A 14,251-nucleotide genomic window follows, 5' to 3' on the forward strand; every position below is an offset into this window, starting at 1 on the left:
CGGAAATGCCTGCCCCGGGCCGCAAGTCCGCCTTCACTTGGGCATGAAGACGCTACCGGCACAATTCTAGGAGGCCCAGGCGAAAATTACCTCCGACCGTCCCGGATGGGTGCCTTTGCTGGCGCGGGACCTTCTTCCCTATCCCCGGGAGGTTTGCCGGTCCTAGGCTACGGCCATGAATACCGCAGCCACAGAACCTGACATCAAGGAACTCGGCGTCCACGATTGCTGGCGATACCTTCGTTCAACTTCCCTCTGCAGGATCGCCTTCTCCGAGGGGGACGCAGTGGAAAACTATCCGGTGAATTTTGTCCCCACCAACGGCACACTGCTCATTCGTACCGGCCAGGGAACAAAGCTCGCCTCCCTTGCCGACCGGAAAGTGGTAGCCGTCGAGGCGGACGGAATGAACCAGTACGGCACCATCGCCTGGAGCGTCATCATCAAGGGGCACGCCAAAGTTGTAACCGATGCGGAGGAAGTCCAGGACGCCATGGAGGCGGGCTTGTCCCCCTGGCAACCCGGCCAAAAAAATGTCCTGATCCGGATCACGCCGCAGGATATCAGCGGCCGGAGGTTCGTCATCGCGGCGCCGACCCATTGGTGGCCGGCCCGGGAGCCCAGCGCCGACTGACCCAGCGCCCACTAGCCCAGCGCCGACTGGCCAACGCTGATCAGGCCAACGCGGATCAGGCACGCCGGTCAGGGCAACGTCATCCGGCTCCGCTCCACGCCCGCACCACACCCCTTCTCCAGCACCCCCTAAGGATGGTCCCCCATGGCAACTGCCAAGCCAATCGCCGTCGGCATCACTAATACTTCGGCCTCCAACGCCGCCCTGTTGTGGGCAGCTGCCCGGGCCAACAGGCTAAAGTGCCCCCTCGCCGTCGTAAATGTGGTGGACGACCGCTGGATGGCCGCCGAAGTGCTCCCCTACCTTGAAGTCCTGCGTGAATCGGGGCTGGCGCTGTTGAAGGAGGCCGGTGAAAAAGCCACCGCAGCCGAACCCGGACTGCAGGTAACCCTCCAACTGCTCGAAGGAGGCATCGGGGCAGCCCTGGGCGACTATTCCAGGAATGCCTCCATGCTCGTCCTGGGCACCAGCGGCCACACGCGCGGCGCCCTGACGGACCGGGCCCTCCAGGCCACCGCCACCGCGGAGTGCCCGGTGGCCGTCATCGGTGATGCCCAGGAGGCAGGCCGCGGCATCGTGGTGGGCGTGGATGGCTCGCGTGAAGCAACACAGGCAGTGGCTTTTGCAGCCGCGGAGGCTGACGCACTGGGCGAGGAGCTGACCGTCCTATATGCCTTCACCGGCCCCAACCGCTGGATTGCGGCAGGGCTGCCGCAGAGCAGTTTCGCCACCCACGTCGTCGAGGAGGAACAGATCGTGCTCGCCGAAACTGAGGCGGGCCTCCGGCAGGACTATCCGGACCTCGTGGTCAACACCAGGATGGAGACCGTTCTTGAGCCGGCGGACGCCCTGATCCGTGCTGCATCCGGCGCCCGGCTGCTGGTCCTGGGCAGCCGCGGAAAGGGTGGCTTCGAAAGGTTCGTCCTGGGATCCACGGCACACGCAGTGCTGTCGCAGCCGCCGTGCCCCACCGTGATCACCCGGGTGCACAAGCAGCAGCACGCCGACTGACCGGGTCAGCTGCCTGGCCACATCATGACAATCGCCGGGGACAACGGGAGACCGGTCCCGGGACTGGACGTGAGCCATCCCCGGGACGGACTCTCCACCGCAGAAGTGCGGGAGCGCACTGCCGCCGGCCGTGTCAACAGCGTGCCAACGGCAACCAGCAGGAGCGCCTGGGAGATTGTCCAGGCGAACGTGTTCACCCTGTTCAACGGCGTGGTGGGAGGCTGCTTCATCCTCCTGCTGGTCCTTGGCCAGTGGCGTGATGCGCTGTTCGGCTTGTCCGCCATCAGCAATTCGCTGATCGGGATCATCCAGGAGTACCGGGCAAAGCGTTCCCTTGACCAGCTTGCCATTCTGCAGGCCGCCCGGAACACGGTGGTCAGGAACGGGGCCAGGGAAGTCGTCTCCTCGGACGAACTGGTCCCTGACGACCTGGTGGTGCTCAACGCCGGGGACCAGGTAACGGCAGACCTGGAGCTTCTTGGCGGGGCACCGCTTGAGGTGGACGAATCCCTGCTGACGGGCGAGTCGGAACCCGTTCCCAAAGCCGGCGGTGCCGTGCTGCTGTCCGGCTCGCTGATCCTCGCCGGCAGCGGCCGGGCCAGAGTGCTCCGCGTGGGACCCGACACCTTCGCTTACCGGCTGGCAGCCGAGGCACGGCGGTTCTCCCTTGTCAGGTCAGAGATCCGCAGGGGCCTGGAGAAAGTCTTTACCGTCATCACCTGGCTGTTACTGCCCACCGCACTGCTGCTCACGAATGCGCAGATGCAGGACCAGGGCGGATGGGCTGGAGCCATGGGATCGGGGCGGTGGATACCTGCCGTCGTGGGAGCTGTTGCCGGGATCATGGCCATGATCCCCCTGGGCCTGCTCCTGATGACAAGCGTGGCCTTTGCCGTGGGCGGCCTCCGGCTCGCTCGCCAGAAGGTCCTGGTCCAGGAACTCGCCGCCGTGGAGGTATTGGCACGGGTGGATGTCCTCTGCCTGGATAAAACCGGCACCCTGTCCTCCGGCTCCGTGGTGTTTGACGCCGTCCATGAGGCCGGAACAGTTCCTGCGTCCGGGTGGCGGCCGGCGGTGGAATGGTTTGGTGCCAATGCTGAGGCCAGCAGCACCGCTGCAGCCATCGGCGCGGCCTTTCCCGTGCGGGTTCCGCTGCAGGAGCAGGATTCCGTCCCGTTCTCCTCCGCCCGGAAGTGGAGTTCGGTGACGTTCGCGCCGGGCTCCGCCGCCTCCGGGACGTGGATCCTGGGAGCGCCGGATACGGTCCTCGGGTCCGCTGACTCTGCTGATGCGCACGCCAGGGCGGCGGCCCTCGCTTCCACCGGCCTGCGGACCCTGGTTCTGGCGCACCTCCCGGCGCCGCTGCCGCCGGGCCCCCAAGAGGCAGGCCTGCCGTCCGGGCTGGTGCCGGTCATGCTGCTGACCTTCCGGGAGAGCATCCGCCGGGACGCCGCCTCCACCCTCGACTACTTCCGCCGGCAGGGGGTGACCGTCAAGATCATTTCCGGTGACGATCCCCGGACCGTGGCAGCGCTTGCGCGCGGGGTGGGTTTTGGAACCGGGGTTGCCTATGACGCACGCACGCTTCCCCGGGATCCGCTGCTGCTGGAGGAAACGGTGGAGTCGCAAAGCCTCTTTGGAAGTGTGACCCCATCCCAGAAACGGGACCTGATCCAGGCCCTGAAGCGGCGGGGGCACACGGTGGCAATGACCGGGGACGGGGTGAACGACGTCCTGGCACTTAAGGATGCGGATCTGGGGATCGCCATGGACTCGGCCTCCCCCGCGACCAAGGCCGTGGCCCGCATGGTCCTCCTGGACGGGCGCTTTGAACGGCTGCCGGCGGTGGTGGACGAGGGGCGCCGGGCCATCAGCAACATTGAGCGCGTCTCCCTGGTCTTCCTGAGCAAGACTGTCTACGCCACGGTCATCTCCGTGGTGACCGGCGTCCTGTTGCTGGCCTTCCCGTTCCTGCCCCGGCAGCTGTCCGCACTGGACGGACTGACCATCGGCCTGCCGGCGTTCTTCCTTGCCCTGCAGCCCGGCGGCCAGCGTTATGCCCCCGGGTTCCTGAGGCGTGCCCTGGCCTTCGCGGTCCCGGCAGGCATCTGCACGGCCCTGTGTGTCCTGGCGGTCAGCGCGTACGGGCAGTTGTGGGGCGGCCACAGCCTTGAGTCCGCCCAGTCCGCGGCAACGGTGACACTCGGCCTGGTGGCCGCGTGGATCCTGGTGATGGCATCACGCCCCCTCAACCGGATCAAGGTGTTGATCCTTGCCGGGATGTACGCGGGGCTGGTCCTGTTGTTCAGCGTTCCCTTAACGCAGGACTTCTTCCGGGTTGAGTGGCCGCCCGCCGGACTGCTGGCCGTCTCGGTTGCAGTTGCCCTGGCAGGGTGCCTGGCCATCGAACTGGTTGGCCGCCTGACCCGCCGGCCACCGGCGGGTCACGGCCGAACGGGGCTGGGACCTTTGCCTCTGGAGCCGGATTCATCGAAAGGGGATGGTGGAAGTGCCGGGCAACGCGATGGTCCGGCTTCCACATGAGCAGGAGGCAAGAATGACTGACCTGATGAAATGGTTTGATAACCGCCGCTCCCCCATCGATGTCATCGAACGGCTTTTCGAGGGTGACCTGGGGTCCTCCGCCATCAGGGTCGAAGAGATGGTGGACGGCAACACGCTGGTGGTGCGGGCAGAGCTGCCCGGCATCGATCCGGAGAAGGACGTGGACGTGACGGTTACGGACGGTGTCCTGACCATCAAGGGAGAACGGCAGGAAAAGAAGGAACACAAGGAGAAGGACAGCTACCGGTCCGAGTTCCGCTACGGTTCCTTCGTCCGGCGGATCCCCCTCCCCACCGGGGTGAAACAAGACGACGTAACGGCTGCATACAAGGACGGGGTCCTTGAAGTGCGGGCTCCCATGCCGGAGCAGGTGCAGGCAACCGGGGCGTCCAAGATCCCCATTACCAGGGGCTGAGCAGAGTCACGGTACGACGACGGTGCCTGGCTTCCGGGGAGACTGTCCCCTGGGGTGCCAGGCACTTTCCTGTGGCCGCCAGGGCAGTACGCGGGGACACGCAGTATGCCTTGGGCAGCGGGTCAGACGGCTTGTTCGTTGGCAGCCCGCGCCTCTGCTGCCGCAATAACCGGAAGCGTCCGCACGTACGTGTCCGGGTTCAGGGACACCGAATCGATCCCCTGGCTGACCAGGAACTCCGCAAGGTCCGGATGGTTGCTGGGCCCTTGTCCACAGATGCCGATCTTGATGCCGGCGGCATGGGCCTTGCTGATCGCCTGGGCAATCATGGACATTACTGCCGGATCCCGCTCATCGAACAACCCGGCTAGTTCCTCCGAATCGCGGTCCACCCCCAGGACCAGCTGGGTGAGGTCGTTGGAACCGATGGAAAAACCGTCAAAACGCTTGGCGAATTCCTCTGCCAGGACCACGTTGGATGGGATCTCACACATCATGTAGAGCTGGAGCCCTTCGGCGCCGCGGACCAGCCCGTGCTCTTCCATGGCCTGGATGACCTGGTCCGCTTCCCGCACGGTGCGGCAGAAGGGGACCATGACAATCACGTTGCCGAACCCGGCCTGCTCCCGGACGCGTTTGAGGGCCTTGCACTCCAGCGCGAATCCTTCCCGGTAGGCGTTGCTGTAGTAGCGGGAGGCGCCGCGGAACCCCAGCATGGGGTTTTCCTCGGGACGTTCGAAAGCGCTGCCGCCGATCAGGTGGCTGTACTCGTTGCTCTTGAAGTCGCTCAACCGGACGATCACCGGTTTGGGATGGAAGGGGGCGGCGATCTTGGCGATCCCCGTGGCCAGCACGTCGATGAAGTACTCCTGCGGGTCCTGGTAGCCGCTGGTGAGCTGCCGGATGAGCGCGGCCTCCTGGGGGTCTGACACCCGTTCCGGATGGACCAGGGCCATGGGGTGGATGCGGATCAGGTTGTTGATGATGAACTCCATCCGGGCCAGGCCTACGCCGTCCGCAGGCAGCCGCCACCACTTGAACGCGGCGGCCGGGCTGGCGATGTTGATCATCACGTCCGTGCGGGTGGCCGGGAGGGCGTGCATGTCCACGTCCTCCACGGAGAACTCCAGCAGCCCTTCGTAGACGCGGCCCTCTTCGCCTTCCGCGCAGGACAGGGTGACCTGGCCGCCGTCGGGAAGGACCTCTGTGGCGTTGCGCGTTCCCACCACTGCGGGCACGCCCAGTTCGCGGCTGACAATGGCGGCGTGGCTGGTTGTGCCGCCGTGGTCCGTGATGATGCCCGCGGCCCGCTTCATGACGGGAACCCAGTCCGGGTCCGTCATCCGGGTGACCAGCACGGAGCCGTCCACGAATGATTCGATGTCCTTGGCATCCCGCACCACGCACGCCTGCCCGCGCGCGACCGAATCTCCGATGGCGGCGCCGGTGACCAGGACCTTCCCGGGCCCTGCAAGGTGGTAGGTCCGGAAAGTTGATGTGCTCCGGCGGGCCTGGACGGTCTCCGGCCGTGCCTGCACCATGAAGAGTTCGCCGGTGACCCCGTCCTTGGCCCACTCCATATCCATGGGCACGCCGTAATGTTCCTCCACCGCGACGGCCCAGCGGGCCAACAGGACAATCTCGCGGTCATCCAGTACCCGTGAGCTCTGCTCCCGCCCGGTCGTCTCCACCATCATGGTCCTGGCATCGCCACCGCGGCTGTACACCATTTTGCGTTCCTTGGCACCGACTTGCCGCTCGATCACGGGGCTGAAGCGCCGGTCTGCAAGGAGCGGCTTGAACACCTGGTACTTGTCCGGGTTGATGGTGCCCTGGACCACCGTCTCCCCCAGCCCCCAGGCGGCGCTGATGACCACCACGCCGGGAAAGCCGGACTCCGTGTCGATCGAAAACATCACCCCTGATGCGCCAAGGTCCGAGCGGACCATGCGCTGCACTCCAACGGACAGGGCAACGTCGAGGTGGTCGTAACCCTTCATTTCGCGGTAGCTGATGGCACGGTCCGTGAACAGGGAGGCGTAGCAGCGCCGGCACGCCTCCAGGACCGCGCGCTCCCCGGCCACGTTCAGGAAGGTTTCCTGCTGGCCGGCGAAACTGGCGTCCGGGAGGTCCTCGGCCGTGGCACTGCTGCGGACCGCAACGGCCACTTGGTCTTGCCCGGTGCGCTGGCAGAGGGCCCGGTAGTGCTCCTGGATGTCGGCAGTGATGTCCGCCGGGAAGGTGGCCTGCAGGAACAGTTCGCGGATCGCCGCCCCGGCCTGCCGAAGTGTTGCTGCCCCGGCGCGGTGGTCCTCCATGTGCTTCCTGATCCGGGGCTCCAGGCTGTTGGCAGCAAGGAAAGCGCGGTAGGCGGTGGCCGTGGTGGCGAACCCTTCCGGAACCCGGACTCCTGCCGGCTGCAGCGCACGGCTCAACTCCCCCAAGGAGGCGTTCTTTCCCCCTACGGAGGGGATGTCCGCGATCCCGGTTTCTTCAAGCCATTTGACGCTGACATCGGCCAGGGACGTTTCTGCAGCGGCGGTCATGGCTCGATTCTGGCCTTGGTGGCGCCGGGGCAGGCAGAGTCTTTGGTCCTAGCTCCGCCGCAGGCGCGCCCGGGCCGCTTTGTGGATCCAGTCTGCAAGAAGGACAGCGGGGGCCGCGAGAAGTGCCAGGAGGAAGCCCAGGGGAGGCGGCGGGGCCTGGCCCAACAGCGTTGCAAGGTAGGGCAGGAACAGGCACACCGCAAGGATGGCCAGTTCCGCAAGAACTGCCCATACCAGAAGCCGGTTGGTACCCCATCCCAGCTTCCAGGGCGGCACGGTGGCGCTCCGGCAGGCAAAGGCGTTGGCCAGCTGTCCCAGGACCACGGCGGTAAAGGCGGCGCCGGAGGCAGCCATGAGGAGCCCGGGCTGGGGAACCTGCCCCCGGATCCACCCGCCGGCAGCGAGGACAACGGAGAAGACGGCCATTTCCATGGCGGCCTCCGTGGGACCCAGGATGCAGAAGACACGGATGATCAGTTGCCGGTCCATCAGGTGCCGGCGTTCGGGCGGACGCGCCAAAACACGCCGGCCGGGCGGTTCGGCGCCAAGGGCCAGCGCGGGCAGCAGGTCGGTGCCAATGTCCAGGGCAAGGATTTGAAGGACACCGAGGGCAAGCGGGAAGTGGCCGCCGGAGAGCGCCCAGATGACAAAGGGAGTCAGCTCCGCCACGTTGTCGGTGAGATGGTAGGTGAGGAACCGGTGGATGTTGGCGTAGGTTGCCCTTCCTTGTTCGATGGCTGCCACGATGGTGGCGAAATGGTCGTCCAGAAGGACCAAATCCGCTGCCTCCCGCGCCACGTCAGTTCCGCTCCGCCCCATGGCCACGCCGATGTCGGCTTCGCGAAGGGCCGGGCCATCGTTGACGCCGTCGCCGGTCATGGCCACCACATGCCCACGGGCCTGCAGCGCCTTGGCCACGCGGAGCTTCTGTTCGGGCGAGACCCTGCTGACCACCACTCCGTCACGGTCCAGGAGTGCGCCGAGTATTTGCTCGTCCGCCGGAAGGTCTGCGCCTTCCAACACGTATTCAGGCGTTCCGGCAAGGCCGATCTGCCGGGCGATCGCTGCCGCCGTGGCAGGGTGGTCGCCGGTGATCATGGCGACCTTCAGGCCCGCCTGCCGCGCCGTTCGGATGACGTTGCCCACATCCGGCCGGGGCGGATCCTGCAGTCCGATCAGGCCCAGGAGTTCCATGTCCGTTTCAAGTTCTGCGGCAGGGCTGGTCTGCCAGGTTTCGGGTGCTCCCGCGAGACGCCGCCGTGCCACCGCAATGACGCGCAGGCCACGCGTTGCCATCACCTCTACCTGTTCCTTGACCTGACCCGGCACGGATTCACACAGTGGGAGCACGGTTTCGGGGGCACCCTTGCAAAACAGCTCGGGCCCCACAAGGGCAGACTCCCTGCGCCGCACCGGATCGAACGGCAGCCGGCGCGATGCCGCGGGCCCGGACCCGGCGCCTGTCAGCCGGCGGGCCAGCACGTCCACGGCAGCTTCCATCGGGTCACCCTGTGCACGCCACTGTCCATCGTGCAGCTCGGCCCTGCCCTGTGAAGCGGTGCGGGCGGCGAGCGCCGCCTGGGCCGCCCTGGCCGTTCCCCGGCCCTCGATGTGCGCGTCCGGGTCATACCCCTGGCCCGTCACATGGACGGCCCCTTCCAGGGTGAAGACCTCGACGGCGTTCATTCGGTTCTGCGTCAGGGTCCCGGTTTTGTCGGTGCAGATGAAGGTGGTTGAGCCCAGGGTTTCCACGGCTTCAAGGTTGCGGACCAGGCCGTTGCGGGACGCCATGCGCTGGGCGCCCATGGCCAGGGACAGCGTGACAGTGGGCAGGAGCCCTTCCGGGACCAGGGCCACGGCCACGCCGATCGAGAACAGGAAGGAATCCCGCCACTGAAAGCCCACCAGCAGCGACGCCAGGAAGAAGACCGCTGCGATACCCAGCGCCATGCCCGCAGTAACGCGGACAATCCGCCGCAGTTCCAGGGACAGCGGCGTAGGAGGAGGAACCGCTCCGCTGGTGAGGGCGGCAATTCCGGCCAGCCTGGTCCTGGCTCCCGTGGCGGACACGGCGGCCTCTCCGTAGCCGTTGACCAGGAAGGTACCGCCCCACGCCGCGTCACCTGCGGCTTTCGGCACTGGCTCGCTTTCGCCCGTCAGCATGGATTCATCCATTTCGCAGGCCGATGCTGACAGCAGGACCATGTCTGCAGGCACACGGTCACCGGCACTGAGCAGCACCACGTCGTCAACCACCAGCTCGCTGGCGTGGACCTTGCGCACCGTCCCGTCCCGCCGCACCACCACGTCGGCGGGCAGCAGGCCGCGCAGCCTGGCGGCGGCATGCTGGGCGCGTTCCTGCTGGATGTGGGCGAACACCCCGTTGACAATGACGACGACGATGATCGCCACGGCCAGCTGCGGCATGTCCGCAACGAATGCCAGCGCGGCGGCGCACCACAGCATGAGGGCGAAGAAGTGCGTCATCTCCCCCCACAGCTTTCGCCATTGCGGGACGGGTTTCTCCGCCGGGAGCTGGTTGGGGCCCGCCTGCTTCAGGAGCTGCGCTGCCCGTTCGGAGCTCAGGCCCTCCGCAGTCCTCACACAGCGTCCGCCTCCTGGCCCACCAGGAGCACCGGGCAGGTTGAGTGGGCCGCGCACGCCTTGCTCACCGATCCCATGGACGACTTAAGCAGGCCGCCTTCGCCATGCCTTCCAACAACCAGCATCTGCGCGCGGCGGCTCTCCTCCACCAGCACTTTCGCCGGAGGGCCGAACTTGATGGTCACGTCGATGTTTTCGGGCCGTTCCCCGGAGAAGGCCCGGCCCAGAGCATCTTCGACCAGGCGGCCGGCGGCGTCCTCAAGCCTGGCGGTGAACTGCCGGTCCGCCCCTTCCAGGCGGGACATCACCAGGTAGTCCGGCATTCCGACGCATGAAATGACTTCCAGCCGCGTGCCCAGGCGGGCTGCCAGCGTGCCCGCATAGCGCAGGGCTGCGGAGGAGTATTCGGATCCGTCCACACCTACAATGACGGGTTTGGCCCCTGTTTCTGCGTTCATGGACACCACAATCCCGGCTGCGGGCGGCGCTGGGAAGGGCCAAAAGTCATGCCCGGCGGCCACACCACCTCCCGCTCCGGGCAGGCCTGGCGGAAGGAAGCCGGCATCAACCGCGTTGCCGTGCCTCGTCCGCTCCGCGCAATGCCCTGAGTCCGTTCAGGATGGTGGCCAGGTCAACTACCTCCTGCAGGAGGGCACCGGCAACAGCGGGAATGAAACCCGTCATGGCGATGGCCATCAGGATGAGGCTGAGCCCGATCCCAGTCCAGATACTTACCAGGGCCACAGCAACGGTCCGCTTTCCAATGGCCACGGCCAGGGCCACCTTGGACAGGTCATCGAGCATGATCACCACGTCCGCGGACTCGCTGGCCGCGGTGGCCCCCTTGGCACCCATGGCGATCCCAACGTCGGCGGCGGCAAGGACCGGGGCATCGTTGACGCCGTCACCCACCATCAGGACGGGTCGTTCCAAAATGGCCGCAACCGTGTTGACTTTGTCCTCTGGAAGGCATTCGGCCTGGACGTGGCCCATTCCCGCTTCCTCGGCGATGTGGGCAGCCGTCGCGTGGGCATCACCGGTCAGCAGCATGGTGTTCCGCACGCCCAGCCTGTGCAAGCGCGCCAGGGTGGCCACGGCGTTGCGGCGCAACGGGTCCTTCATGATCAGTGCACCCGCGTACTCGCCGTTGACCGCCACGTGGACTGCCAACTGGCCACTCTGGACTGCTGCTTCCCGGTATCCGCTGGCCGAACTGCGGATCAGGGCGGCTTTTCCCACCACCACCTGCTGGCCGTCGCAGACAGCTTCAACCCCGTGCGTGGCGTTTTCGGTCGCCTGCTGCACCTGCAGCAGTTCAATGTTCGCTTCCTTGGCGGCTTCGATCACGGATGCTGCCAGCACGTGGGAGGAATACTGCTCGGCGGAGGCCGCCAGCTGCAGGATCTTCCGGCTGCCAAGGGCTTCCCCCGGGCCCGGCGCCACCTGGATCCCGTCCAGGACCGGGCGGCCGGAGGTGAGTGTTCCAGTCTTGTCGAACACCGCTGTCTGCGCCTTGGCAAGCTGCTCCAGGCTTCTGGTGTTCTTGATGATGATGCCCTTGTGGGCGGCCTGGCTGGTTCCAGCCAGGAATGCCACCGGCGCTGCGATCAGGAGCGGGCACGGGGTGGCCACCACCAGCACCTGGGCAAAGCGGAGCGGCTCACCTGACAGGAACCAGCCGGCCCCGGCCATGGCCAGGGCGAGGAGGGTAAAGGGCACCGCGTAGCGGTCAGCGAGCCGGACTACCGGCGCACGGCTGTTGGACGCTTCCTCCACCAGGGCGATGATCCGGCTGTACTGGGAGTCAGCCGCGGTGGCCGCCGCCCGCATGCGGATGGCGGCCACGCCGTTCACCGAACCACTCAGCAGCAGCTCCCCCTTGCTACGCTCCACCGGCAGGCTCTCCCCCGTCAGCGATGATTCGTCCATGCTTGCTGAATCGGACAGGAGTTCGCCGTCAACAGGTACCAGCTCGGAGGGGCGGACCACCAGCACGTCCCCGGGCACCACCTCGCCTATCGGGGTGTCCTCCAGGACTGTGTCGGCACTTTCCCTGTGGGCAAAGCGGGGAGCCCGGTCCAGCAGGGACCGCAATTCACGCGCGGCGCGTCCCTGGGCAAAGTTTTCCAGTGCCTCCCCGCCGGTGAGCATCAGGATCACCACCAGGGCCGCGAGGTACTCCCCGACGGCCACCGTGCTTGCAACCGCCATCAGGGCCAGCAGGTCGATGCCCCAGCGTCCCTCCCGCAACGACCGGACCATGCCGGCCGCCCGCGCCACCACGATGATGGCAGCGTAGGCCGAGGCGAGCACGCGGACCTGCAGTTCCAGCCCAAACTGCAGCAGCACCAGGGCGGCAAGGAGTACCAGGCAGGTCAGCGCGACGACGGGATACCGCCGGAGGAAGCCCCACACCTTCTGCACGGGCGAGCCGACGCGTTCCTCGACCTCAACGCTGCCGGCGGTTGCCGCAGGCGGGACGGCCTGCTTTCTCATTCAGGACACTTTCAACATGGGCGGTAGCGGTCCTCACACATAAGACTGAAACTATCCTGATGCCGGCAGTACGGCTAGGGCATTAGGCCCCGGCCGGCGGCATGACCTTTGGCCCTGCCCCGCCGGCGGCCCCGGGAGCATGGTTGAGGGGCAACATGCCGCCTATCCGGACCGGGAGCCTCCATGAAAGCCGTCGTCCTCTATGACTCCGCGTATGGAAACACCAGGACCATCGCCGAGGCGATGGCATCGCGCCTGGGGCGGGACGCGGCCGCTGTTCACGTTGACGGTTTTGATGCCGACGCCCTGCACCCGGGTGACCTGCTCGTCGTCGGCAGCCCCATCAACGGCTGGAAGCCGACTGCCCGGATCACCGAAACGCTGGCAGACCTCGGGCGCCGGGGACTGGCAGGGGTGAAGGCAGCAGCCTTCGATACGAGGGTGAAGCTGTTCATCCACGGCGACGCTGCCAGGAAGATGACGAAGGCACTGACGGAGGCAGGTGCCAGCATCGTTGGCGGACCCATGGCTTTCTACGTCAAAGGCAGCGAGGGCCCGCTGGTCGACGGTGAGGCCGAGCGGGCGGCAGCCTGGGCCGCCGGACTTGCGGCCGGGGCGGGCAACGGTACTGCATAGGCGGGGACGCTGTTACTTTGCAGCCGTGGACGGTAGAGCGGTTCTTCGCCGGCGCTCCGGACGCCCTTGGGCTCTACCAGGCAGCGGAGCGGATGGCGGCGGAGCTGGGCCCCCATGAGGTCCGGGTCGGAAAGAGCCAAATCTCGTTCCGCCGGCGCCGGGGCTACGCCTACCTGTGGCGGCCCGGGGTCTACGTGAATTCCCCGGTTCCGCTGGTCCTGTCCCTCGCGCTGCCGCGGAACCTGGGCTCGCCGCGCTTCAAGCAGGTCGTCCACCCGGCGAAAGGAACCTGGATGCACCATCTGGAGCTCACGGACAGTTCCCAACTCGATGCCGAGGTCCGCGGTTGGCTGCTCGAAGCGTATGAGGCTGCGGCCTGACCTGGCATGCCCTTTAGAGTCCTATGGCCCTGTCACGTTGGCCGCGGGATGGCAAGGCTGGGGGCATGACTGAAAATGGCCAGCAGCCGCGAAAGATCCATGTCACCGAACAACCCGTCGCCGTGGTCCGTGAACGGGTTCCCATGGACGCTCTGACGAGCTTCTTCAGCCGGGCCTTCGGTGAGGTGATGGCCGCGGTGCAAACGCAGGGCGTCAGCCCGGCAGGACCGCCGTTCGCGCTTTACCACGGCATTCCCGGCGCCACGGTGGACGTCGAAGCCGGGTTCCCCGTCGCCGGGAACTTCCAGGGAACAGGCGAGGTGGCCCGCGGCGCGCTTCCCGATACTGACGCGTTCGAGGCCATCCACACGGGCCCTTACGACACCCTCGGCAGCACGTACGATGCCATCCGCGAACGGATGGAAGCCGAGGGCGCTGCCCCTGCCGACACCATGTGGGAGTACTACCTGACCGATCCGGAGCAGCAGCCGGATCCGGCCACGTGGCAGACCAGGGTCATCTGGCCGGTGGACTGAGTCGGCCAGGGTTTCGGCCGCCCCGGGGCCTGGTCCTGCATTATCTTCCGGGGCCGCGACTGAAGGTGAGGTCCCAGGGCTGCACGCCGTGGCTGGTTTCGGACCACCCGTCGCGGGCCAGCTCCCGGCGGAGCTGGCTGAGGCTGGCCTGCATGCCGGGAGCCCACGCCTCTTCGGGAGGTGTCGGGTTCAGCGGCGGACCGGGAAACGTATCGCTGGCATAGAGCCGGCGTCCGTCCCCGGTCCTGGCCACAAACTGCAGTTGCGTCCGCCCGTACTGTGAGCCCAGCGTGTACAGGATCCGCGCCCACCACTTGCGCGATGCGGCGTCCTCCAGCTCTATCCGGAGCCGCTCCTCGGGACCGGGACCTGCGTATCCGGGAGCTGGTTTGCCTGGGCGGCCAGGTCGAGGTGCATCTGTCGTCATG

Annotated in this window: 12 protein-coding genes; 7 read left to right on the top strand and 5 right to left on the bottom strand. The window is 66.8% G+C overall.

Annotated features, from left to right (window positions below):
- The first annotated feature begins 175 nt into the window (after window positions 1-175).
- The 4 genes from ASG79_RS10115 (at window position 176) to ASG79_RS10130 (ending at window position 4,625) form a co-directional block, all read left to right on the top strand.
- The gene (locus ASG79_RS10115) at window positions 176-634 is read left to right on the top strand and encodes a pyridoxamine 5'-phosphate oxidase family protein (protein ID WP_018769388.1); all 459 of its coding nucleotides are present in this window, start codon (window positions 176-178) and stop codon (window positions 632-634) included.
- Window positions 635-778: 144 nt separating this feature from the next.
- A complete protein-coding gene (locus ASG79_RS10120) occupies window positions 779-1,645 on the top strand; it encodes a universal stress protein (RefSeq protein WP_018769389.1) in 867 nt (288 codons plus the stop codon).
- 24 nt (window positions 1,646-1,669) lie between these two features.
- On the top strand, window positions 1,670-4,189 hold the full coding sequence (locus ASG79_RS10125; protein ID WP_081620195.1) for a cation-translocating P-type ATPase: 2,520 nt from the start codon (window positions 1,670-1,672) through the stop codon (window positions 4,187-4,189).
- 13 nt (window positions 4,190-4,202) lie between these two features.
- Window positions 4,203-4,625 carry an Hsp20/alpha crystallin family protein gene (locus tag ASG79_RS10130; protein ID WP_018769391.1) on the top strand — a complete coding sequence of 141 codons (423 nt, stop codon included), beginning with the start codon at window positions 4,203-4,205 and terminating at the stop codon, window positions 4,623-4,625.
- Between the two features lie 122 nt (window positions 4,626-4,747).
- Here the strand turns inward: ASG79_RS10130 and ppsA are convergent, their stop codons facing one another.
- The 4 genes from ppsA to ASG79_RS10150 form a co-directional block, all read right to left on the bottom strand.
- Entirely contained in the window at window positions 4,748-7,171 is a 2,424-nt protein-coding gene (gene ppsA / locus ASG79_RS10135) for a phosphoenolpyruvate synthase (protein WP_056390559.1), read from the bottom strand.
- Window positions 7,172-7,219: 48 nt separating this feature from the next.
- Window positions 7,220-9,775 (bottom strand): cation-translocating P-type ATPase, encoded by a 2,556-nt coding sequence (locus ASG79_RS10140; RefSeq protein ID WP_018769393.1) that lies wholly within the window; start codon window positions 9,773-9,775, stop codon window positions 7,220-7,222.
- Complete coding sequence (locus tag ASG79_RS10145) at window positions 9,772-10,233, bottom strand: universal stress protein (protein WP_026265787.1); 462 nt, start codon at window positions 10,231-10,233, stop codon at window positions 9,772-9,774. The genes ASG79_RS10140 and ASG79_RS10145 overlap by 4 nt, the downstream gene beginning before the upstream one ends.
- A 106-nt stretch (window positions 10,234-10,339) precedes the next feature.
- Window positions 10,340-12,271: a heavy metal translocating P-type ATPase gene (locus ASG79_RS10150; protein ID WP_056390563.1), complete on the bottom strand. Its 1,932-nt coding sequence runs from the start codon at window positions 12,269-12,271 to the stop codon at window positions 10,340-10,342.
- Between the two features lie 183 nt (window positions 12,272-12,454).
- Here ASG79_RS10150 and ASG79_RS10155 point away from each other — a divergent pair, with 183 nt between their 5' ends.
- The 3 genes from ASG79_RS10155 to ASG79_RS10165 all read left to right on the top strand — a co-directional run bounded on the left by ASG79_RS10155 (window position 12,455) and on the right by ASG79_RS10165 (window position 13,823).
- Window positions 12,455-12,907, top strand: a complete 453-nt coding sequence (locus tag ASG79_RS10155; protein WP_056390564.1) for a flavodoxin family protein — start codon at window positions 12,455-12,457, stop codon at window positions 12,905-12,907.
- A 17-nt stretch (window positions 12,908-12,924) separates the two neighbouring features.
- Complete coding sequence (locus ASG79_RS10160) at window positions 12,925-13,287, top strand: DUF5655 domain-containing protein (protein WP_018769397.1); 363 nt, start codon at window positions 12,925-12,927, stop codon at window positions 13,285-13,287.
- A 65-nt stretch (window positions 13,288-13,352) separates the two neighbouring features.
- Entirely contained in the window at window positions 13,353-13,823 is a 471-nt protein-coding gene (locus ASG79_RS10165) for a GyrI-like domain-containing protein (RefSeq protein ID WP_056390568.1), read from the top strand.
- A 40-nt stretch (window positions 13,824-13,863) separates the two neighbouring features.
- Here ASG79_RS10165 and ASG79_RS10170 read toward each other — a convergent pair whose 3' ends face one another.
- Window positions 13,864-14,250 carry a hypothetical protein gene (locus tag ASG79_RS10170; RefSeq protein WP_056390848.1) on the bottom strand — a complete coding sequence of 129 codons (387 nt, stop codon included), beginning with the start codon at window positions 14,248-14,250 and terminating at the stop codon, window positions 13,864-13,866.
- Between the last annotated feature and the right edge of the window lies 1 nt (window position 14,251).

This window comes from Arthrobacter sp. Soil761 (genome assembly GCF_001428325.1).
Taxonomy (GTDB): domain Bacteria; phylum Actinomycetota; class Actinomycetes; order Actinomycetales; family Micrococcaceae; genus Arthrobacter.